A 21,512-nucleotide genomic window follows, 5' to 3' on the forward strand; every position below is an offset into this window, starting at 1 on the left:
CAGGGCGGTTCCGGTACGGCGTTTAGCGGTTCTCGATGAGCTCGGCGGCTCGCTGTTTGGCCCATTCCAGGACGCCTTCCAACGCGGAAAGGTCCGGGTCGGACACCCCGTGATGCTCGCTGACGACCTGCTGCACCACGTCATAGATACCCAGGAAGGGCAAACGGCCGTCCAAGAAGGCGTTGACGGCGATTTCGTCCGCGCTGGCCAGAACCGCGGGGTGGGTGTCGGAGGCGGAAATGGCGTGCCGAGCCAGGCTGACCGCCGGGAAGATTGACTCGTTGAGCGGCTCGAACTGCCAGGTAGCGGCACTGCTCCAGTCACAAGCGGGGGCTACCTCGCGCAGCCGGGCGGGGGCGGACAGTCCCAGGGCAATCGGAATGCGCATATCGGGCGGGGAGGCCTGCAGTAGGGTCGCGCCGTCCCGGAACTGCACCATGGAATGCACAATCGATCCGGGGTGCACCACGACGTCGATGTCTTTCGGCTCAATGTCGAACAGCAGCGAGGCCTCGATGACTTCCAGCCCCTTGTTAAACATGGTGGCTGAATTGACGGTCACCAGCGGCCCCATGTCCCAAGTCGGGTGGTTCAGGGCTTGCTCTACCGTCACGTTTTCCAGTTCCGCGCGGGTCTTTGAACGGAACGGACCGCCACTGGCGGTCAGAATCAGGCGTTCCACCTCGCTGTATCCGGTGACGGTCGGAGAGCACAAGCCGCGTTCGTGTTTACCCGAGCGCAACGCCTGCCAGATAGCGCTATGTTCAGAGTCAACCGGCACGATTTGGCCCGGCCACCGCAAAGTGTCGCGCACCAGGGAACCACCGATGACCAGGGATTCTTTGTTTGCTAGGGCCAGGCGCGCCCCGGAGTCCAACGCCCGCAGAGTCGCGTGCAGGCCAGAAATCCCCGCGATGGCGTTCAAAACGATGCCCTGGGGCACAAATCCGGCGGCCGCCTCGACTCCGGCCGGTCCGGTCAACAGGTTATGGCTGGCTCGCGGCTGGCCCAACTGTATCTCTGCCTCGCGGATGGCCTCGTCTAGCTCCGCCACGGAGCTGTTCGCCACGGCCACCATCGGCACTTCAAATTCAACGGCTTGACGCGCCAACACGTCCAGATGCCGCCCGGAGGCGGCCAAGCCCTGCACCCGGAAGTGTCCAGGGTGGGCGCGAACAATGTCCAAAGCCTGGGTTCCAATCGAGCCGGTAGAACCCAAAATTACAATATCTTGCACCCGTTCATTCTAACGGCAAGTTTAGGTTTCGCTCATTTACAGCGACCAGCAACCCCACCAGGGGACGGATAAAGCCGCGCCAACTCCCTTGTGAAGGGGACAATCACTCGACTGCCAACAGCACTTCGACCGCACGAGCCAGGTAAGCGTCCACCGGACCCTCCAGGTAGGCTCGGGCTCCCTTTGCCTCCGCAAACACCGCGTCCCGAATTTCCCTGCTGGTCAGAGGCTTGTTTTCGTCAAAATATGCCACCAAGCGGTCCAGCAGCGCGTCCACGTCCTCAATCCGGTAGCCGCGCTGGCGCCCTTGGGGGTGAGCAAATCGTTTTCCTGCCGGACGCAACAGCCGCGGATAGAGAGTCGTGGCCTGTTCCGCCACCAGCGACATCCAGGCCTTTTGCCCGTTCACCGCGATATGGTCAGCCCGCGCCCGCGCCACAAAAGCCGATTCCAGCCGATCCATCGCCGCGTCGACTTCAACAAAGTTATATCCCCCGCGCACCACGTTGAATCCCTGGGCCCGCACCTGCGCCGCCCCGAAATTTGCTGGTCCACCGTTGCCTTCGTATGCCGAACGTGCCTTGGCCAAGAACTTGTCGACCTGGTTGCGGTCGTAGCCCTTGCCCAGGAGTTTAGCGGTGCGAAACGTCGTGTCGCTCACGTCCCGGCCCTTTCCTTGTTTCTCTATACTCTCAACAGTTTTCCGCACGCTTTCTGAGTTTCCTCTAAGCCGCGGGAGGCTGCTTCGCTTTCGCCGCGAGCTGCCCGCAGGCCCCGTCAATATCCGAGCCGCGCGTATCCCGCAACGTAGTACTGATTCCAGCTTGCCGCAAAATCTCTACGAATTCGTCCATGACACGCGGCAGGGACGCATCCCAGATACTCCCCGGCGTGGGATTGAGCGGAATCGGGTTCACATGCGCCCAGGTTTTACCCCGTTCATTGAGTTTATCCGCTAGCAGCTGGGCTCGCCACGGGTGGTCGTTCATGTCCCTAATCAGGGCGTATTCAATAGAAACGCGCCGCCCGGTCGCTTGGAAATATGCATAAGCGGTGTCCAACAGTTCATCGACCTGGTAGCGCCGGTTCATGGGTATCAGCTCGTTGCGCAGTTCATCGTCCGGAGCATGCAGGGACACCGCCAAAGTGACCGGCAGCCCTTCTTGGGTCAACTTGCGGATTCCCGGCACCAGCCCGACGGTGGAAACGACCAGGTTACGAGCCGAAATCCCGAAGCCTTGTGGGACTTCGGCAGTGAGGGTACGAATCGTGTGCAGCAGGGATTTATAGTTGGCCAGCGGCTCGCCCATCCCCATAAACACCAGGTTAGATAGCCGCGCCGGACTGCCGAGTTCCCCGTCTTGGGCGGCCCTAGCGGCGAGTCGGACCTGTTCCAAGATTTCCGCCGCCGAGAGATTTCGGGTCAAACCGAGCTGGCCGGTCGCGCAAAACGGACAGCCCATCCCGCAGCCTACCTGTGAGGATACACACAAGGTGACGCGTTTCGGGTAGCGCATCAGGACGGATTCCACTTGGGCGCCGTCGAACAGTCGCCACAGGGTTTTGCGAGTCCAGCCCCGATCAGCGACCTGGGTTACGACCGGGGTAATGAGCTCTGGCAGCAGACCGCGAGCCCGTTCCTGGTCGGTCTGGCCCAGGTCTGTCATCTGGGAGGGATCGGCTTCGAAGCGCCCAAAATAGTGACGCGCCACTTGGTCAGCTCGAAACGTCCGCATTCCCGCCGCGGCTACCGCCTCACGGCGCTGTTGCGGGTCGAAGTCAGCGAAATGCCGCGGCGGTTTGCCGCGCGCCTGCGCTCGAAAGTTGAGTTCTGCCGCAGCCCCCGCGTGCGTGGCCCCCAGCGGCGGTTGTTCGTGGGGCAGAACCTGTCTCTCCATAAGGTTAAGTTTAACGGTTTTCCCGGAACTTCCCGAGCGGGGTCTAGGACAGCACCGGGGCTTGTTGGGAAAAGATGGCGAATTTCAACACGATATAGGCCACCGGCGCTGTCATCAGGATAGAATCCATCCGATCTAGCAGCCCGCCGTGCCCCGGCAACAGGTGGCCCATATCTTTAATGCCGAGTTCCCGTTTCAGCAACGATTCACTCAAATCGCCCAGAGTTCCCACGACCGCCATTAAAACACCCAAAATAATCCCATAAAACCACGGAATCCCAATCCAGAACGTGCCTGCCACGGACACGATAACGGCAAACAGGACCGAACCAGCAAACCCTTCCCAAGTCTTGCGCGGGGAAATAGAAGGTGCCATGTGGTGACGTCCCAGGAATCGCCCGCAGAAATAGCCCCCGGTATCCGACCCCAGCGTGACGGACAAAACAAAAACCGCGGTCGCTTCTGCCCCGCACTCCACCGCCAACAAAGCCAGGAAAGACCCCAAGAATGGGATATAAGCCACGGTCAGGGTGCTGACCGTCACGTTCTTGAGCGCATCTTCACCGCGGTAGGGACCCGACAACTGCCACAGCAGGGCGGCCGCCACCGTCAGGAAAGTTGCGGTTAGCATGGCCTCCAATCCGACTTGCCAAGCACAGATGAAAATCCCGATTCCCCCGATGATGACAATCGGCATGCCCAAATGCCGATCCGTAAACCGGATGGCGTGGCGAAACTCGATGAGGCAAGCCACAATCGTCACCACACACAAGGCTGCGAACAGGGGCTTCACCAGGAATAAGGTCAGTCCATACACCGCCAACAGTCCCGCCCCGACCCCGGTGGCCGCTACCAGGTTGCGGCCGGCCTTCTGAGATTTGTCGGGCGCGGATTGCCCGGGTTTAGGCTCGTTTTTCGCGGATTTCGCGGAAGGCATGCCCAAGCGCGGTCTCCGGCGCTGTTGCGCGGCGCGGTTTTCCCTGCGGCTGGGCCGGGTCACCGGATGCACCCCAGTGTCCTCAGTTGCCGGGGATGCCGCTGCCTCAACAGATCGCGGCGTCTGGAAATCTTCAGTATCAACCATGCTCTAAAACCCAGGTAATAAACGGGTAATATCGGGCTGGCGAGGCCTAAATAGTCATCAACTCTGATTCTTTGGCAGCCAAGAGCTGGTCAATCTCATCGGTGAACTTCTTCGTAATGGAATCGAGTTCCTTTTCACCGCGTTTGATTTCGTCCTCGCCGAGTTCCTTGTTCTTTAGCATGGTTTCGAATTCGTCCTTGGCTTTGCGACGCAGCGAACGCACGGACTGGCGGCCCTCCTCGGCTTTGGTTTTCGCCATCTTAACGTATTCCTTGCGGCGTTCCTCCGTCAGAGCGGGCAAGACGATGCGTATCGTTTTGCCGTCGTCAGTGGGGTTCACACCCAAGTCGGCTTCCGCAATAGCGCGGATGATGTCTTGTGAAGCGGACTTGTCAAAAGGCTGGACGATGACGGTGCGCGCTTCGGGAATGTTAAAGGAAGCGAGCTGCTTTAACGGGGTCGGGGCGCCATAGTAGTCGACCATAATGCCGTCAAACATGCCGGTGTTGGCTCGACCGGTACGGATGGCGGCGAATTCATCTTGGGTGGCGCTCAAGGCTTTCGCCATCATGCTCTTGGCGGATTTGAGGGTGTCTTCAATCAAGGGTTTCTCCTTTGTTCCTTAGCTTTCTCCACAGGTTCCCCGGTGGGTTTTCTTCGTTTCAATCACTTTTCGTTGTACAGCACAGTACCGATGTTTTCGCCCAGCAACGCTCTGGTGACGTTGCCCGGCTGGGTCATGCCGAATACACGCATCTTCAGCTTGTTTTCCGAACACAGGGAGAAAGCGGCCGCATCCACGACTTTCAGCCCATCGTGAAGCGCTTTCTCATAGCTGACCTCATCGAGTTTTTCAGCCTTGGGGTTCTGGCGCGGATCGTCGGTGTACACCCCGTCCACCCCGTTCTTGCCCACCAGCAGTTCCTGGCAGTGCGTTTCTAGGGCGCGCTGTGCGCTAACGGTATCGGTCGAGAAGTACGGCATCCCCGCGCCCGCCCCGAACACGACCACACGCCCTTTTTCGAGGTGACGAATGGCTCGCAAGGGCACATACGGCTCGGCGACCTGGGTCATCGTGATGGCGGACTGCACCCGGGTGCGCACTCCAGCCTGTTCCAAGAAATCCTGCAGGGCCAGGGCATTCATGACGGTACCCAACATCCCCATATAGTCTGCCCGAGCACGGTCCAAGCCACGCTGGCTCAGCTCCGCACCGCGAAAGAAGTTCCCGCCGCCAACCACGATGGCAACCTGTACTCCCTGCGTCACCGCCGCGGCGACCTGCTGAGCAATATCGGAAACCACATCGGGGTCGAGCCCCACTTGACCGCCGCCAAAGACTTCACCGGACAGTTTCATCAAAACCCGGCGTTTACCGGGGGCTACTGAGCCGTCGTCGCTCATTTATCCTCTCCCTTGAAAGACCTACATCCTTAGACATTATACGCAAATGCCCCAAAGCCTTCATCGACCCTGGGGCATTTGCTTAGTTCAAATGGTTGCTAAACCCTTTCCGGGTTTACTCGCCAGCCTGCAAACGCGCAAAAGCGGTGACCTTACCCTTGGAGGCTTCCACAATCTTGCCGACCGTGGTCTTGGGATCCTTGGCAAAGGGCTGTTCGAGCAGCACGCAGTCCTTGTAAAAGCCCTTCATCCGGCCTTCCACAATCTTGGCGACGACAGCGTCCGGCTTGCCTTCAGCCTTGGTGGTTTCGGTCAGCGTGGCGCGTTCCTTTTCGACTTCCGCAGCGGGCACATCCTCGCAGCTGAGGTACTCCGGGCTGTAGGCTGCGATGTGCATCGCGACGTCGTGAGCGACTTCGGCACCGGCCTTGTCGGTAGCCACCAGCACACCAACGGTCGGAGGCAGATCCTGGGAAGAACGGTGCAGGTAGACATCGACAGCTTCGCCCTCGACCTGACGCACGTTGCCGACTTCCAGTTTCTCACCGATAATCGCCGCGACCGCGTCCACGGTGTCCTTGACGGTGCCGTCAGCAGACTTGGCGGCCAAGAGTTCCTCTACGGTAGCCGCACCGGATACCGCGGCGGCGTCCAGAATCTTGTCCGCCATCGCGATGAATTTGTCGGTCTTGACCACGAAGTCGGTTTCCGCGTTGACCTCAACCATAGTGCCGCGCTGTCCAGCCTTGATGTCGGTAACTTTCGCGGCAATCAAGCCGGCGCCCGCGGAGCGGCCTTCCCGCTTGGTCAGGGACTTCAGGCCTTTGACACGAATAATCTTCAAGGCTTCCTCACGGTCGCCGTTCGCTTCTTCCAGGGCTTTCTTAACGTCAGCCAAGCCCGCGCCGGTTTCTTCGCGCAGATCCTTCAGGTCTTGCATACTGTATTTAGCCAATTTTTCCTCCAGTTTCAGAGCAAGTTTCATGCACCGGGAATCTCATATTCCCGAATCATCTTAGGGCAGAGCGCGAAACCAATCGTTTCCCGCTCCTGTGCAGCCGATTACTCGGCCTTTTCGTCGGCTTTCTCGCCCTCGGCGGCGGGTTCAGCAGGCTTTTCCTCCGCCGGAGCGGCTTCGGCGGGCTGTTCCGCGGCGGGAGTATTCGCAGCGTCGCCAGCCAGCAGTTCGCGTTCCCACTCAGCCATCGGTTCGGCGCTTTCCGGGTTCTCGCCCAGTTGCTTCTTGGAGCGAGCCACCAGGCCCTCCGCGCAAGCGTCGGCGATTACCTTGGTCAGCAAATCAACCGCGCGAATCGCATCGTCGTTGCCGGGAATGCCGTAATCGACTTCGTCGGGGTCGCAGTTCGTGTCCAGGATGGCCACGACCGGAATCCCGAGCTTTTGGGCTTCGGCAATCGCCAGGTGTTCTTTCTTGGTGTCAACCACCCAGATAGCCGAAGGGGTCTTTGCCATGTCGCGGATGCCGCCCAAAGTCTTGGCCAGCTTGTCCTTTTCACGGCGCATCATCAACAGTTCCTTCTTTGTCAACCCCGAAGCGGAAGTGTCCTCAAAGTCGTACTGTTCCAGTTCCTTCAAACGCTGCAACCGCTTGTGTACCGTAGAGAAGTTGGTCAGCATTCCACCCAGCCAACGTTCGTTGACGTAAGGCATTCCCACGCGGGTGGCCTGTTCCTGAATGGACTCCTGAGCCTGTTTCTTGGTGCCAACGAACAGCAACGTGCCACCGTGAGCCACAGTTTCCTTAACGAATTCGTAAGCAATATCGATGTCAGCGATGGTTTGCTGCAAATCGAGAATGTAAATGCCGGAACGGTCGGTCAAAATAAACCGCTTCATCTTGGGGTTCCAGCGACGGGTCTGATGCCCGAAATGTACGCCGCTTTCCAAAAGCTGGCGCATGGTAACGACTGCCATGTGGCGTCCTTCTTTCAGTTATGGGACACAGCTGCCCCGGCGCGCGCAGCACTCCGGGGACGTCTACGTCCAATTTCGGTTAATGCCTGGTGTCCGCTCGCTTTCCCCACCCCGCAGGGACCTGGAGGATTGCGCTCATCACGGCTAAGCTGACGAAAAACCGGCAGCGCCGCGATTGCGAACACGCGAAGTCAGCTGCATGGGCAGCTGCGAGGGTTAACTTTACCAAAACTTCCTATGAAAAAGCCAATTCGGCGCGACCTGGTGCGGTTTTGTGGTTTATCCACAAGCTGGGCCAAATAGGGGTTTTCCACAGGGAAAAAATTATTCTCTGGTGTGGGTGTTCCCTTTCGCGACACACTGCAGTCATGAGAAGAGTTATCATCACGCTTTGCTGTTGCCTGACCTTGAGCCTGACCGGGGTGTCCGCTTCGCCAGCCGCCGGCATCACCGCCGACCGAGGCTTACCCGCCGTTGCCGGTTCAGCGACCCCAACGCCCCTTTCACCAGGGAAAACGTCAGGTCTGCGCGACTTCCTGTACTGGCCTACGGGTCACCCGACGGCAGTTCCCCGCAAATTCGACCCGCCGGCCCAAAAATGGCTGGCCGGACACCGCGGTATCGACCTCAGGGTGAGCCCCGGTCAAACCGTTTTTGCCGCGACTGACGCGACGGTGCTCTATGCCGGTAACTTGGCGGGTCGTCCGGTGATTTCCCTCGAGGACACCACCGGACGGCGCTACACCTACGAACCGGTAGAACCTTCGGTCGCGGTCGGGGATGAAGTGACTCGTGGCCAAGCTATCGGGACGGCGCTGGGAGGACACTGTTCTGGTGGGGACTGCCTGCATTTCGGGGTCAAGGACGGCCCAGACGGTTACGTAGACCCCTTGCGTCTATTAGGGGGAAGGATTCGCCTGTTCCCGGTTCGCTAGGCGGATTGCAGACGATCGGCCGAAGCCAATCGCTTACTTCTCAGCAGGGGAAGATGAATATTGAGTCGGGGCTTTATAGATGCCGGTAATCAAGTTGCTGCCGTGAATGTACTCCACCCGGTACTGGGATACGGTGTTGGAAGGGGCGTCGTATTTCAGAACCTCGCCCTTCTCGGAGCGAGCGATAATCGGGGGTTCTTCATTGCGAGCCACGACCCAAAAAACCGACTGGTTCTGTTTGGTCTTTCCGACAGAAACATCGAGGATTTCCGTGCGCGGCACCCCGGTTTCCACGCGGGAGTATTGCTTTGTGAAGGCATTGGACCACTGGGCCATCTCCCGGCACTTCGTGCAGGCATTGGTGTAAACCTGGTTGGCGAAATGGGTATCGCTCGCCACAAAGCTGTAGTACATGGAGTAGGTAAAGTATTTCACCACTGTGGCCGCGCCGTCCACGGAAAACTCGTGGAAAAACTTCGGCTTGTCAAACGGTGCCACTTTCATCAACTGATCAGCGGGAATGGTCTGTAGGTCAGCGGGGGAAGGTTTGCCTTCGGTGGCCGCGGTATAGCGCGGCGCCGGTGCTCCGGGAATCGGGTCTTGGGTCGTTTCAGGGGCGGCGGGTTCGACCAGAGGAATATCCGCGGTCATCATTTCCCGGGCGGTCCTCTCAGAGCCAGAAGCGCCAACCGCAGTACCGCATCCCGTCAAGACCACAGCAGAGCACAGCATCACCAGCGATGCTTGTAAGATCCGCAGTTTCCCGACCATGACGCTCCTTTCGAGGCACCATACTCTACACGTCCTTAAAACATTGTATGTGTTATTGTAGGAAATTCATAGAATCAATCCAGCTTTTTCCCAGTTTTGTCAAGACATTCCCAGGAAACTATCCGTCCAGTTCAAAGGCTCGATTTTTCGATATTTTAGAAAATCATTGGGAAATTTTTTAAATTGGGACTTTAGGCCCGGGGATGCGCCTGCAAATAAACCGCGCGGAGTTTGTCCATCGACAGATGCGTATAGCGCTGGGTTGTGGCTAGGCTGGCGTGCCCCAGGATTTCCTGGACACTGCGCAGATCCGCGCCGCCATCCAACAGGTGGGTAGCGGCGGTGTGACGCAGCCCGTGCGGTCCCAAGTCCGGGACTCCCGCCTGCGCGGTCAGCCGATGCAGCATGCCGCGGACTATCCGCGTATCCAGCACCCCACCTTTTGCCCCCAGAAATACCCGGTTCAGCGCCGGTTTTTCCGGATTGACCAGGGCGGGGCGGCCTTTTTCCAGGTATTCTTCCATCGCCAGACCCGCGGGAATACCGTAGGGCACGACCCTCTGCTTGTCGCCTTTTCCCGTCACCCGGATAGTGCGCTGGCTTTTGTTGATGTTAGCTAGCTCCAGCCCGGTCAACTCACTGACCCGAATGCCGGTGGCATAAAGCAGCTCCAATGCGGTCCAGTCCCGCAGTTTGACCGGATCGGGAGCAGCGGAGTCTTCCCGGTAAGCAGCGGCTCGAGCCGTTTCCAAGAGTTGCGCCGCATCAGCGGCCGACAGGACCGTGGGCAGGGCATTATCCGGCCGTGTTGCCCGCAGGTTTTGCCCAGCATCTCCCGGGACTATGCCGCGGACCTGCGCCCACGATGCAAAAGTGCGGAAGGACGCGACTCGGCGAGCCAGCGTGGCGCGGCTCATCCCCGCGCGGCTCATCGAACCCAGCCACGCTCGAATCCGGGCAGGATTAGCCAAATCCGCACGCAGCCGCGACACTCCAGAGTCATCCTCAGAATCCGAGTCGACCAGGAAAGTCATCAATTCCCGCAAATCCGTAAGATAGGCCCGCACGGTTTGCGGGGAAAGCCCCCGGTTTACGCTCAGCCATTGCCCAAAATCAGCGGTGATTTCCGAGGCGAAGTCCGCGGCTGGATGATTTTCACTCACCCCATGATTCTATCTGGCCATAGCAGTCGTCCCCAGGCGATACCGCCCGTTGCGGGTTTCGACCTTGCCGTCCAACTCCATCAATCCCAGCTCGCTTTGCACCGCGCGAGTGCCCAAACCGGCGGCACGAGCCACCTGCTCTAAGGATTTCCACGCCGTTTTCGACAGGGAATCAATAACTTTCACGCCGTCACTGCTCAATCCGGCAAAGAGCGAGGGCGCCGGGATTTGTCCGGCGGAGTTGCGCTGGGGTGCAGACGCTGCCGCCCCGGCATCGGCTTTGTTTGGGGCCACCCCGGCACCGAACACCTTTTGCTCCTGAGCGTTCAGCGGAAACATGAGTTCCATGATTTCCTCCGCATTCGTCACCAGGGCAGCGCCTTCACGAATCAGCCGATGGCATCCTGCCGAAGCAGTGGAGGTGACCAGTCCGGGCACCGCAGCGACCTGACGTCCCTGCTCTGCGCCATGATTGGCGGTAGACATCGCCCCGGAACGCTCACCGGCTTCAACGACCACTACGACTTGAGACAGAGCCGAAATGATGCGGTTCCTGGTCAAAAACAGGTGTTTGGCGGGACGCTGGGAGGGCGGGGCTTCGCTGACAATCGCCCCGGTTTGCTGAATTTGGGAAAACAGCCGCGCATTCATGGCCGGGTACAGCTCGCCCAACCCACCAGCCTGGACACTGATAGTTTTGCCTCGTGAGGCGAGCGCCCCTTGGTGAGCGGCCGCGTCGATCCCATAGGCTCCACCACTGACGACCCAGATGCCACGTTCCCCCAGTTCATAAGCGATTTCCTGGGCTATATCCGTTCCGTAGTGGGTCGCGCAACGCGCCCCCACCAGGGCTACTGCCCCCTCTGATGCCAGCGCCAGCAAAGCCCGCGGATTGCCCCGCACCCACAGCGCCAACGGCGCCACCATTCCCAGGTCGTCTGCCATCGTCGGCCAAGCCGCGTCACCGGGCACCACCAATGTGCCGCCGTCTCGGCTCAGCAGCTGATATTCCATCTCTAAGTTGAGTTCCCGCAACCGCAAAGCCCAGCCCTCAATTTGCGCCACCGATGCCGGAAGTTTCACGGGTTGAAACACGGTGCGAATCATCATGTCATCGATTTCCGGCAGCCTGCCCGCCAAAAATTTCACCCGTTCCAAGGCTTCCATGACCCCGAAATGCCCGATAACCTGGCCTACGATGGGCTCTCCCGGCTGGGCGATAGCGGTCCAGACTGCCCGAGCCCGGCGCTCTTCCGGTCTCGGCCCAGATGCGGCCGAATCCGCCGACGACACCGTGGCACCTGTGGGCGGGTTCGACAGTTCCTCCGGTACGTTATCCGGCGCCTCCGTTTCGGTGTCTGTGGGTAGTTCCTCGGTAAGGCTCAACGTTTCCATGGGTTTCCTTTCATTCGGGCAGGCTGAATCCTTCGTTTTGGCGGCGCAACGTCATCGCAGTTCCCAGCTCGGGCAATCCCGGAACGGTTTTTCCGCTCAAATCGGCAACGGTCCAGGCCAGGCGCAAGACCCGTTGCGCTCCCCGCATGGACAGGCGACCCCGTTCCACCACGGTGTCGACCCGTCCAATCAGCTCACGAGTGAAACCACCTTCGGGTTGACGCAAAAACGGTCCGGGAATTTCCCGATTCAAATCCCACCCTCGGTCCTTCCACCGCTCTCGCTGCACGTCACGAGCGCGTTGCACCCGCGCCGCTACCACCGCCGTCGTATCAGCAGGTTTCGCTCCCGCTAACGAACCACGGCCCGGAGATTCCACCTGAATTTGGATATCCATGCGATCCAGCAGCGGCCCGCTCAACCGTTCCAGATATCGTTTGCGCGAATATGGTGTGCAGGTACAGGTGGCTCGCCGACTGCCAGCATTACCGCAGGGGCAGGGATTAGCGGCCATAATGAGTTGGAATCGAGCCGGATATTGGGCTGCGCCCGCCGCCCGATGCAGGGTGATTTCCCCGTTTTCCAACGGTTCTCGGAGGGAATCCAAGACCCGCGCCCCAAACTCGGGAGCCTCGTCCAGGAACAATACTCCCCGGTGAGCCAGGGAAGCGGCACCCGGACGCGGCACTCCCGAGCCTCCTCCCACCATCGCCGCCAGTGTCGCCGAATGATGCGGAGCTTGGAAGGGAGGTTGGCGAATCAGTCCGTCCTGCGCAGACAGCGTTCCCGCTAGGGAATGCAAGGCTGTGACCTCGACAGATTGTTCCACGTCCAAGGGCGGGAGGATACCGGGCAGCCGCGAGGCCAGCATGGTTTTTCCCGAGCCGGGAGTGCCAATCATCAGCAGGTGGTGGCCGCCCGCGGCCGCCACTTCCATCGCTTGACAGGCGGCGGCTTGGCCGCGAATGTCAGAAAAATCCCCGCCTGGGCCAAAGGCAGGTGCCGGGGTACTTTCCCCGTCCTCTGCCCCCGCCGACTCCTCCGGCGGGGGCAGAGGCATCATCAAGTCTCCCCCCAATAACTCGATGACTTGCCCCAGGTGATGCACCCCCACCACATCCACCCCAGGCACCAGGGAAGCCTCAGCAAAGTTCGCTTGCGGCACCAAAATCTGAGTTTTTCCGGTTTTCATGGCTCCGATGACACTGGGCAAAATGCCCCGGATTCCAATGACACGACCGTCCAAGCCCAGCTCTCCCAGCATGATGCACTGCCCGGCTCGACTGCGTGAAATGACCCCCATCGCAGCCAAAACGCTGACCGCCATCGCCAGGTCGTAACCGGAGCCGGTTTTCGGCAGCGACGCCGGGGACAGATTCAACACGACCCGCGTTCCCGGCCATTCATACAGGCAGCTGGTCACCGCGGCACGAACCCGGTCTTTGGCTTCCCGCACCGCCGTGTCTGGCAGCCCGACCAGGCTGTAGGCGGTCATCCCGTCGGAAATATGGGCTTCTACCCGAACCGGGCGCGCCTCCATCCCCACCAAACAAATTGACCAGGCAAATCCCGAACTCATTTCAACCCCTGGAGATGTTTCACAACGGGTTCGCCGCGCCCGTCCCAATCCACGCTGCACAAATCCAGGCTGACCGCCCGGTGCGCGGGAACAATATCGCGCTGCGCCAGCCAAGACCCCATGACCCGGCGCATCCGCGCCAGCTTTTTCATGGTGATGGCCTCGATAGGCATCCCGTGCCGGTGATTGGAACGAGTCTTAACCTCGATAAAACCCAGGACTCCCTCGGGACTGAGGGCTACTATGTCGACTTCCCCGGCTCGACATCGCCAATTGCGGTCCACAATGACGTATCCCTCAGCTTTGAGAGACTTAACCGCGACTTCCTCCCCAGCCATGCCCAGCTGTCGATTGTGCAGGTTTTTCCCCGACTGTGGGGCATCATGCCCCGCGGTCCGCGGCGCAGGGTCACCGGCTTTACAGCGGCACCGAGCGTCCGTTCCGGTAGTGACTTTATGACTGGTTTCAACGGTATTTGCGTAGCTCATGGACTCAGCTTCGCGCGCCCGACCCCACCGACCAAGCCCAAAAATCTTTACCTGTGGAAAACCGACTTATCCACAACCCTAAAAACGGCGGAAATCCACCAATCGACCCGAGTTAATGAATTGTGGCTACTAGAAACGGGGCTTAAACAGCCGCCCGCTACCTATGGAATCTCAATTTCTGGCTTCGCCAGTTCCTCCACGTTAACATCTTTAAAGGTCAGGACCCGCACGTTTTGCACAAAACGCGAGGAGCGGTAGACATCCCAAACCCAGGCATCCTCCAAAGTAATCTCAAAGAACACGTCCCCGCCGGCATTATTGTGAGTGGTGACGTCAACCTTGTTCGCCAGATAAAACCGCCGGTCAGTTTCCACAACATAGCTAAACAGGGAAATCACATCGCGATATTCTCGGTATAAATCCAGTTCTAGCCCATTTTCATAGGACTCAATATCGTCGTTGTTGACCATCACACAACCTTTCGTACTCCTCTACCCTACCGGAGCTTCCAAGTTTTGCGATGCCAAACACTCGTGCCCAATTCAGCCAGCGCGGCTCGATGGGCGGCAGTGCCGTAACCGACATTTTTCGCCCAGCCGTAACCGGGGTCACGCAAGCTGCGCATGAACGCGTCCCGATACACTTTCGCCAGCACGGAAGCGCCAGCGATTACGGCGGCTGTCCCGTCCCCCTTCACCAGGGTTTCCACTCTGACTTCCGGGGAGCTCACCAGGTTTCCCGCCCCGGCAAACAGGTCTGGTTGTTCCGGTGGCGCCAGATAGTCGAAGTTCCCATCCAATCCCAGGATTTGCGGCAGGTGTCCGCGGGCGTCCAGCTCATTGATAGCGCGCCACCCCGCCAGACGCAGCGCTGGCATAATCCCCAATTCGTCGATTTCCGTATTGGAAGCCTGTCCGATGGCAAAGTCCCTGACCCAGGCGCGGATGGGATCTTGCAACGCCAAGCGGCGACGTTCCGTCAACTGTTTGGAATCGTTCAATCCGGTGGGGAAACCCTGGGGAAATTCCGGGTTCTCCAGGCTGAGCTGGTCTATCACTGCCACCCCCACACAAACCGGACCAGCTAGCGCACCGCGCCCGACCTCGTCCATCCCACCAATCAGCGGGAGGCGTCCCCTCGGACTGTCGCCTCCGTGCTTCGCCAATGCGGCCAGAGCCGCGGTTTCCCAAGATAAATCAACCACCGCGCAAGCCTTAACGCGAAAGGGGTGGTGTTTCGTCCGCTTCAGAACTGAATTCGTCAGTCGGGGCGGCTGGCTTAGGTATGTTATAAAAAGCGCAGCTGGGCGTAATGAACTTCATCCGTTCAATCGGCCAGATTACGACGAAAGCGCGACCCACCACGTTGGATTCAGAAACGAAACCGCGCGAAGGCTTGTCTTGATGCCAACGGGAATCAGCGGAGTGGGGCCGGTTATCCCCCATCACCCACAGCGAATTTTTCGGCACCACTACGGAAAATTCTATGTCTGAAGAGACCCCGGTCTTGGGGATATAGTCCTCGTCGATGGCTTTGCCGTTGATATTCATCAACCCGTCCTCGTCGCAGCAAGACACGTCATCGCCGGACACTCCGATGACACGTTTAATCAGGTAGCCCTGGGAGTCTTCAGGCAGCAAGCCCACAAAAATCCCGAAGGTCTTAATCTTGGTAGCAATCTGGAACGGAGTTTTATCAGGAGGACGTTCGCGCATCTGCTCGGCAGCGGTTTCACTCCAGCCTTCCACGTCTTTAAAAACTATGATGTCGCCGCGATTGATGTCACCGTGCCGGGCAGAAAACTTGTTGACCAGCACAGAATCATTAATCATCAGGGTTTTTTCCATGGACTGCGAGGGAATAAAAAAGGGCTGCAACAGGAACAGTCGAACCAGCGAACTGATGGCCAGAGCCGTAATTACCACTGCGATGAACTCAAAATACCAGGGTAAATCCAGGCTCAGATGCGGACGTTCCAAAGCGTCGAAGTTGGCTCTCGCCCCGGTGGGCAGGGCTCTCATGCCCCTCAATCCGGGAACCTTGGCGCCACGCCTGTGTTCCGTTGCGTTGTCCTCATCATCGAGTTGGAAATCAGTTTCATCGTCGTCGTCCTTCAGGAAATCTTTTTCTCCAGGATTCTCGGGCGATTCTTCATCTTCGGGCTGCATACCAGGAAAAGGCATCTCGCCGTAGGGTGGGAAAGGCATCCCTGGAAACGGCCCCATCCCCGCTGGAGGAAGTCCTGGAGGCATCGGCATTGGCGCCATCCCGTTGGGATCCATACCGAGAAAATCCGTCGCGTCCGGGAAAGCTGACTGCGGGGGGTATCCTCCCGGAAAAGCCTCTGGCGGGAATGGCATCCCGGCTCCGCCCGGTGCGTACATCCCGTATTCACCGGGCATCGACCCACCGGGGGAGCCTTCGTAACCGGGAGGGTAGGATACGGGCAGGGTTCCGGCCCCAACAAATTGTGGATTCATGCCGAAGCCGTCTGGGGAAGCACCCGAGAACTGCGCGTCTCGGTTGGCATTCTCAGGCTGCGGGGGCATCGTCATAACAAAAAGAATAGCGTAAAAGCCTAAAGGAAGCCCAAACTACTTCGGTTCGAGCTTCCTTTAGGATGAATTTTTGTGGCAGATGCCGCCTTGACTTTTTGACTGTACCAGCGGGTTTTTCACATTGCTCCAGCTGGAAGCCGGCGACTGCCGCAGAATTATTGCGAGTTAGCGCTTTTCAACGACCTTAGCCGCCTTGCCATGGCGATCACGCAGGTAGTACAGCTTGGCACGGCGCACATCGCCGCGGGTCACTACCTCAATCTTGTCCACAGTCGGGGCGTGCAACGGGAAAGTACGTTCCACACCGGTGCCGAAGGACAGCTTCCGCACGGTGAAGGTTTCTCCCACACCGCCGCCGTGACGAGCGATGACTACGCCCTGGAAAATCTGGATACGGGAGCGGTTTCCCTCGATAACCTTTACGTGAACCTTTACGGTATCGCCCGGACGAAAATCCGGAACGTCCTCACGCATTACGGCCTTGCCGATTTCCTCAACCAGAGGCTTCTGCATTGTTTCTCCTTGACGCTCCTGCCACAGGTCAAAAACGTCTCACTGCGGGCACCCTCAGTGCCGATGGTGTTTTGCTTCGCTATCGGGTCCCCCTGTGGCAGGTTGCCCGCGAAGCCGTACCATTTTGCCACAAACTCGGGCCGGAACGCCACTTTTGCCGTTTCGTGCTCGATTCATCCACCCTCACCCTGCCTGCTTCGCGAGCCGCACAAAACCGCACCGAACCCACGAAATATGCCTCTATCAGGCACTATCCCGGTCAAAACTCCGGCGCATCACCACGTCCTGGTTTTCCACGCCCCCCACGGTGAATGTTCGTTTCCCGATACGCCAAAACCCGTGATGTTTATAGAATTTTTGGGCTCGTTTGTTGTAAATCGAGGTCCCCAGGCACACTCCCGGGGCATGGCCGACCTTCGCCAGATCTGTCAATGCCGCTTCCAGCAGCGCCCCGGACAATCCTGTGGAATGCAGGGCCTCACGCACATAGCACTTCGACAGGTAAGCATCCCCGGCCACGATTCCCGCCTGTGCAGCTTCCGCCTCGTCCAGCTGTACCCTCGCGTAGGTGTATCCCACCAGTTCACCGCCCATTTCCGCGACCCAGTAGCGATGTTCTTGAGGATTATCGAGGCGTGCCTTCACCGCCTCGAGGTCGAACTCAACGGCTACGAACTGGGCGATAGCCTCAGTGCTGATGTAGGCCGGACAAGCCAGGGGGAACGTCTCCGACCCCAAAGCGGACAGTGCTAGGGCCTCCCCTCGGTCGGGCTGGCGAATCCGCAGGGGAACCGCCACCAAATCCGCAGTTTCCGGCTGCGCGCCGCTTGCCGGACGCATATCGCCCGCCGACCCCGCCTGGTGCGCTGCCCGTGCCGACCCTACCGCGACCAGTCGGGACAGACCGATAGCCTCCAAATCCTGAGGTGACACGTAAAGCCACCCCAGCGAAGCCAGCTTTTCCCGCCCGCGCTTGCTCAACAGTGTGGCGTCTAAACCTGCCAGCAAATCCGGGCGTCGCCACGAGGTTTTTTCAATGGCCCGTTCCCGGCGCCAGGCTTCGATTTCCGCGTGGTTTCCGCCTTTCAGCACCTCGGGAACGGCCAGGTCACGCCACACTTCTGGGCGGGTATAGCAGGGGTATTCCAACAGGCCCGTCCCCTCGTAGGACTCCTGAACCAAAGACTCCGGATTGCCTACCATGCCATCGAGCAGGCGTCCCACGGCTTCAATCAGCGCCACGGCCGCGATTTCCCCGCCGTTGAGCACATAATCCCCCAAGGAATATTCGAACACCTCCAGGTCGGGGTACAGTTGCTGGTCAGCATAGTGCTGGGCGACTCGCGAGTCGATACCTTCGTAGCGCCCACACGCGATAATGACATTATCCGTGTTCGTGGCTATCTGCCGGACTTTCGCCTGGGTCAGCGGCACTCCGGAGGGCGTGGGAATCGCCAGGATAGTTTTCGGGTTCACCAGGCCGTTCGGGCGGCTTTCCGATGCGCTGTCCGCGGGCTGGCTTGGCAGATCCTCGCGCGCGGCATCGATGGCTTTGCCCCAAATATCGGCCCGCATCACCATGCCGGCTCCCCCACCGTAGGGAGTGTCGTCGACGGAATGATGCGGGTCATCGGTGAAATCGCGCAGATTCGTGACGTCCCAGCTCAACACCCCGTTTTGCGCCGCTTTACCCAGCAGCGACAAACCGAGCACCGCAAAGAACTCGGGAAAAATCGTCAAAATCTGAAAACGCATCATCCTCACCTTTATTCGGACAGTCTATCGACAACCCGCCCGGAAACGTCGGACCGTCCTAGTGCGGCGGGAACAATCCTCCGGGCGGATCCATCGTGACCAACTGTCTATCTAAATCGACATCGGGGACGATTTCATAAACAAAAGGCACCAAGATTTTCTCCCCGTCCGCAGTCGTGACTTCCAACAGGTCTTGGGCTGGCGCCAGCAGCAGGTCGCTCACGGTGCCAAGCGTTTTCCCCGCCAGGTCCACAGCTCGCAGTCCCACCAGTTCGTGGCGGTAAAACCCTTCGTCGCCCTCGCTTTGTTCGCGGTTGGTGGCGGTTTCTATACTGGCGGCGCCGGAATCGGTTGAGTCTGTGGAGTTAGTGCACAAGGCCGGGTCGTCAGTTTCTATATACAGTTTTGTTCCACTGAGGGTTTCGGCGCCGTTACGGTCGGGAATTTCCCGGAAAGACACCACGAAGTGTTTACCGCTCATCCGTGCCCGGTTTACCGTCAGCGTAGCCGAGGTTTTCCTGCTGGTTAACAGGACTGTCCCGGGGGCAAAGCGAGCACGCGGGTCGTCCGTGTGCAGGGCTACCCGGACTTCACCACGAACCCCGCTGGCACGCCCGATGACCCCAACCGTGAGCTTCACCGCTGACCCCTTCCCGAACCGATAGCTGCATTAAAAAGTTTGACCCCCGCTATCGGCGGGGATCAAACCAAATGACTATTTAGCGCCGATCTTGGTCGATGACATCGACGCGGACGCTGCCTTGAGTGGACAGTGCGGAAGCTACCGAACGCAGCGCTTTCGCGGTGCGGCCGTTACGGCCGATAACCCGACCCAAATCCGAGGGGGCAACGTGTACTTCCAGGAGCTTGCCGCGGCGCAAAGACTTTTCGCTCACGCGCACGGCTTCTGGCTCGTCGACGATGCCGCTAACCAGGTGTTCCAAAGAATCTGCAAGCATCGACATTATTCTGCAGCTTCCTCAGTCTTTTCTTCCGCCGGGGCTTCCTCAGCGGGGGCCTCCTCGGCCTTTTCCTCAGCCTTCGCTGCTTCAGCTTCTTCAGCTTCCTTCTTGGCCTTGGCTTCGGCTTCGGCCTTCTTTGCCTTCGTCTTTTCCGCGGCATCGTCCGCAGCCTTCACCGCGGCCTCCACATCGGCTCCCGCGTCCTTAACCTGGATACGGTTCTCAACGACCTTGGCGCCCTTGAACGTCGCCCAATCGCCGGAAAGCACCAGGAAACGATGCACCGCGTCGGACGGCTGGGCCCCCACGCTCAACCAGTACTGGATACGCTCCGAGTTCAGTTCAATCAAAGACGGCTGCTGGTTGGGGTCGTACTTGCCAACCTCCTCGATAACGCGACCGTCGCGCTTCTTGCGGCTGTCGACCACGACCACCCGGTAAATGGGGTGGTGAATCTTGCCAATTCGCTTCAAACGAATACGTACTGCCACTGTTGTGACTCTCCTTGTAGTTCATGTCGCGAGCGCACAAAACCCCAGGTAGGGAAAACACTAAAGTCTTGTTTTGCTCAAAATCCGGGGCTGTGGCCACGAGAGGGCGGCGACCAAAGCCCAGTACAACGTTCCATTATGCCCGATTTCTCACGATTTTTAAAATTCAACAGTCCTCCCAGTTCAGTCGAAAATGACCTGCCAGTTTGGGTCGCGATGCGCTTTCAGGCACATCGCGACCTGTTCGGGCGTGGTTTTGCCGAGAGACATTTCCGGCAGTTCATCGAGCCCAAACCAGCCAATCTCGGTGGTTTCGAGGTTCTCTGTAAAGTCCCCGCCCAGCAAGGTGCACTCCACAAAAAAGGCGTAAACATGAAATATACCTCTACTGGGATTATGTTTGCGCTTATCGATTACCGCCAGCAATCTGTCGGTTTTCACCTGCATTCCGGATTCTTCATAAGCCTCCTTGATGGTGTTTTCCCGCACACTTAGCCCCTCGTCAATCCAGCCTCCCGGCAGGGACCAGCGTCCGTCCAAGCCTTCATGCACCAGCAGAATCTTGTCTCCGTCCACACCCGGACGCCCCGAGCCGTCACCGAAGATAACGGCGCGCGAATCAACTTTCGGCGTGCGGTATCCGTAGTCCTCCAGAAACACGTCCCGCGTCTGTTCGGGATTACTGCCCGTGAGGCGTGCCAAGAGTTCCGCCGCCAGTTCGCGCGTACGGGTTGCCCGTTCCCGGTCATAGTCGTCATGACCATAGAACTCGCCGGACTGACCGATAGCCTGCAACTCTAGAATGAGGTCCACTACGTCTGTTTTATTGTCGGTTTCCACTTGCCTGTTCCCTCGTCATCGAAATTGTCAAAACCTCTGAACACTAAGACGGAATCACCGGAAGAATCCATTTATTCCCGCCGAGGCCGTCTTCATCCGGGGCTTCGGCAGCAAGGTCATCAACGCAGCGCACCCGTTTAGCGGCGTCTCTGGCAGCACTGCGCGCCTCACCAGTCGCGGATAGCGGCAAAACGCCGAGTTTCATCATGGTGTTGACCATCGGGGGCCCCATATGTCCGCTGACCACGGCCGCAATGTCATGGTCGCGCATAAAGCCCGCAATCTGAGCGTGCAAGCTGCCGTGCGGCCCTTGCTCGTGCAAGACGTCCCAACCGACTGGGAACTCTTGCCACTCCACGATTTCATCGGCGGCATTGAGGGTTGCCACCGCCATAGTCCGGGCTCGCCCCAGACCCCCGCCAACCTCGCTGCCCGCAACGTTGACCGCTATATGCAAATTTCTGTCATCACTCATTTAATATCCCAATATTCCGTATAATTTAT

The 21,512-nt window shown here is 58.9% G+C and carries 24 protein-coding genes; 1 reads left to right on the forward strand and 23 read right to left on the reverse strand.

Annotated features, from left to right (window positions below; all coding sequences use genetic code 11):
• Positions 1-22 precede the first annotated feature (22 nt).
• From dxr to rpsB, 8 genes are all read right to left on the reverse strand, one after another.
• Positions 23-1,237 carry a 1-deoxy-D-xylulose-5-phosphate reductoisomerase gene (gene dxr / locus SPI05_RS07145; RefSeq protein ID WP_321077397.1) on the reverse strand — a complete coding sequence of 405 codons (1,215 nt, stop codon included), beginning with the start codon at positions 1,235-1,237 and terminating at the stop codon, positions 23-25.
• A gap of 103 nt (positions 1,238-1,340) precedes the next feature.
• Positions 1,341-1,925: a DivIVA domain-containing protein gene (locus SPI05_RS07150; protein WP_414601978.1), complete on the reverse strand. Its 585-nt coding sequence runs from the start codon at positions 1,923-1,925 to the stop codon at positions 1,341-1,343.
• 37 nt (positions 1,926-1,962) lie between these two features.
• Positions 1,963-3,135 (reverse strand): 23S rRNA (adenine(2503)-C(2))-methyltransferase RlmN, encoded by a 1,173-nt coding sequence (rlmN, locus tag SPI05_RS07155; RefSeq protein ID WP_321077401.1) that lies wholly within the window; start codon positions 3,133-3,135, stop codon positions 1,963-1,965.
• Between the two features lie 43 nt (positions 3,136-3,178).
• Positions 3,179-4,219, reverse strand: coding sequence for a phosphatidate cytidylyltransferase (locus tag SPI05_RS07160; protein WP_321077403.1), 1,041 nt, complete (start codon positions 4,217-4,219; stop codon positions 3,179-3,181).
• A 46-nt stretch (positions 4,220-4,265) separates the two neighbouring features.
• Positions 4,266-4,823 carry a ribosome recycling factor gene (gene frr / locus SPI05_RS07165; RefSeq protein ID WP_321077405.1) on the reverse strand — a complete coding sequence of 186 codons (558 nt, stop codon included), beginning with the start codon at positions 4,821-4,823 and terminating at the stop codon, positions 4,266-4,268.
• Positions 4,824-4,885: 62 nt separating this feature from the next.
• On the reverse strand, positions 4,886-5,623 hold the full coding sequence (gene pyrH / locus SPI05_RS07170; protein WP_295027694.1) for a UMP kinase: 738 nt from the start codon (positions 5,621-5,623) through the stop codon (positions 4,886-4,888).
• 115 nt (positions 5,624-5,738) lie between these two features.
• The gene (gene tsf / locus SPI05_RS07175; RefSeq protein WP_321077406.1) at positions 5,739-6,608 is read right to left on the reverse strand and encodes a translation elongation factor Ts; all 870 of its coding nucleotides are present in this window, start codon (positions 6,606-6,608) and stop codon (positions 5,739-5,741) included.
• A 77-nt stretch (positions 6,609-6,685) separates the two neighbouring features.
• The gene (gene rpsB / locus SPI05_RS07180) at positions 6,686-7,558 is read right to left on the reverse strand and encodes a 30S ribosomal protein S2 (protein ID WP_321077407.1); all 873 of its coding nucleotides are present in this window, start codon (positions 7,556-7,558) and stop codon (positions 6,686-6,688) included.
• Between the two features lie 368 nt (positions 7,559-7,926).
• Here rpsB and SPI05_RS07185 point away from each other — a divergent pair, with 368 nt between their 5' ends.
• Positions 7,927-8,493, forward strand: a complete 567-nt coding sequence (locus SPI05_RS07185) for a M23 family metallopeptidase (RefSeq protein WP_321077408.1) — start codon at positions 7,927-7,929, stop codon at positions 8,491-8,493.
• Between the two features lie 33 nt (positions 8,494-8,526).
• On the opposite strand, the gene SPI05_RS07190 is transcribed toward SPI05_RS07185, so the two are convergent.
• The 15 genes from SPI05_RS07190 to SPI05_RS07260 all read right to left on the reverse strand — a co-directional run bounded on the left by SPI05_RS07190 (position 8,527) and on the right by SPI05_RS07260 (position 21,483).
• Complete coding sequence (locus tag SPI05_RS07190) at positions 8,527-9,264, reverse strand: DUF6318 family protein (protein ID WP_321077410.1); 738 nt, start codon at positions 9,262-9,264, stop codon at positions 8,527-8,529.
• A 191-nt stretch (positions 9,265-9,455) separates the two neighbouring features.
• On the reverse strand, positions 9,456-10,427 hold the full coding sequence (locus SPI05_RS07195) for a tyrosine recombinase XerC (protein WP_321077412.1): 972 nt from the start codon (positions 10,425-10,427) through the stop codon (positions 9,456-9,458).
• A 9-nt stretch (positions 10,428-10,436) separates the two neighbouring features.
• On the reverse strand, positions 10,437-11,822 hold the full coding sequence (gene dprA / locus SPI05_RS07200) for a DNA-processing protein DprA (protein WP_321077414.1): 1,386 nt from the start codon (positions 11,820-11,822) through the stop codon (positions 10,437-10,439).
• 10 nt (positions 11,823-11,832) lie between these two features.
• Positions 11,833-13,401 (reverse strand): YifB family Mg chelatase-like AAA ATPase, encoded by a 1,569-nt coding sequence (locus SPI05_RS07205; RefSeq protein ID WP_321077416.1) that lies wholly within the window; start codon positions 13,399-13,401, stop codon positions 11,833-11,835.
• Complete coding sequence (locus SPI05_RS07210; RefSeq protein WP_321077418.1) at positions 13,398-13,889, reverse strand: YraN family protein; 492 nt, start codon at positions 13,887-13,889, stop codon at positions 13,398-13,400. Before SPI05_RS07210 ends, SPI05_RS07205 begins: the two co-directional genes overlap by 4 nt.
• A 161-nt stretch (positions 13,890-14,050) precedes the next feature.
• The gene (locus SPI05_RS07215) at positions 14,051-14,359 is read right to left on the reverse strand and encodes a DUF2469 domain-containing protein (RefSeq protein ID WP_282921280.1); all 309 of its coding nucleotides are present in this window, start codon (positions 14,357-14,359) and stop codon (positions 14,051-14,053) included.
• Between the two features lie 26 nt (positions 14,360-14,385).
• Entirely contained in the window at positions 14,386-15,093 is a 708-nt protein-coding gene (locus tag SPI05_RS07220; protein WP_321077421.1) for a ribonuclease HII, read from the reverse strand.
• 10 nt (positions 15,094-15,103) lie between these two features.
• The gene (gene lepB / locus SPI05_RS07225) at positions 15,104-16,444 is read right to left on the reverse strand and encodes a signal peptidase I (RefSeq protein WP_321077423.1); all 1,341 of its coding nucleotides are present in this window, start codon (positions 16,442-16,444) and stop codon (positions 15,104-15,106) included.
• A 168-nt stretch (positions 16,445-16,612) separates the two neighbouring features.
• Positions 16,613-16,960 (reverse strand): 50S ribosomal protein L19, encoded by a 348-nt coding sequence (gene rplS, locus SPI05_RS07230; protein WP_282921277.1) that lies wholly within the window; start codon positions 16,958-16,960, stop codon positions 16,613-16,615.
• Between the two features lie 243 nt (positions 16,961-17,203).
• Entirely contained in the window at positions 17,204-18,715 is a 1,512-nt protein-coding gene (trmD, locus tag SPI05_RS07235) for a tRNA (guanosine(37)-N1)-methyltransferase TrmD (RefSeq protein WP_321077512.1), read from the reverse strand.
• Between the two features lie 58 nt (positions 18,716-18,773).
• On the reverse strand, positions 18,774-19,355 hold the full coding sequence (locus SPI05_RS07240; RefSeq protein WP_321077425.1) for a ribosome maturation factor RimM: 582 nt from the start codon (positions 19,353-19,355) through the stop codon (positions 18,774-18,776).
• Positions 19,356-19,434: 79 nt separating this feature from the next.
• A complete protein-coding gene (locus SPI05_RS07245) occupies positions 19,435-19,674 on the reverse strand; it encodes an RNA-binding protein (RefSeq protein ID WP_036324558.1) in 240 nt (79 codons plus the stop codon).
• Between the two features lie 5 nt (positions 19,675-19,679).
• Positions 19,680-20,168 (reverse strand): 30S ribosomal protein S16, encoded by a 489-nt coding sequence (gene rpsP / locus SPI05_RS07250; protein ID WP_321077427.1) that lies wholly within the window; start codon positions 20,166-20,168, stop codon positions 19,680-19,682.
• Positions 20,169-20,351: 183 nt separating this feature from the next.
• On the reverse strand, positions 20,352-21,008 hold the full coding sequence (locus tag SPI05_RS07255; RefSeq protein ID WP_321077428.1) for an NUDIX hydrolase: 657 nt from the start codon (positions 21,006-21,008) through the stop codon (positions 20,352-20,354).
• A 43-nt stretch (positions 21,009-21,051) separates the two neighbouring features.
• Positions 21,052-21,483 (reverse strand): NifB/NifX family molybdenum-iron cluster-binding protein, encoded by a 432-nt coding sequence (locus SPI05_RS07260; RefSeq protein WP_321077429.1) that lies wholly within the window; start codon positions 21,481-21,483, stop codon positions 21,052-21,054.
• Between the last annotated feature and the right edge of the window lie 29 nt (positions 21,484-21,512).

Origin of the sequence: Mobiluncus sp., assembly GCF_034180645.1 — a bacterium.
In the GTDB taxonomy this organism is placed as follows: domain Bacteria; phylum Actinomycetota; class Actinomycetes; order Actinomycetales; family Actinomycetaceae; genus Mobiluncus.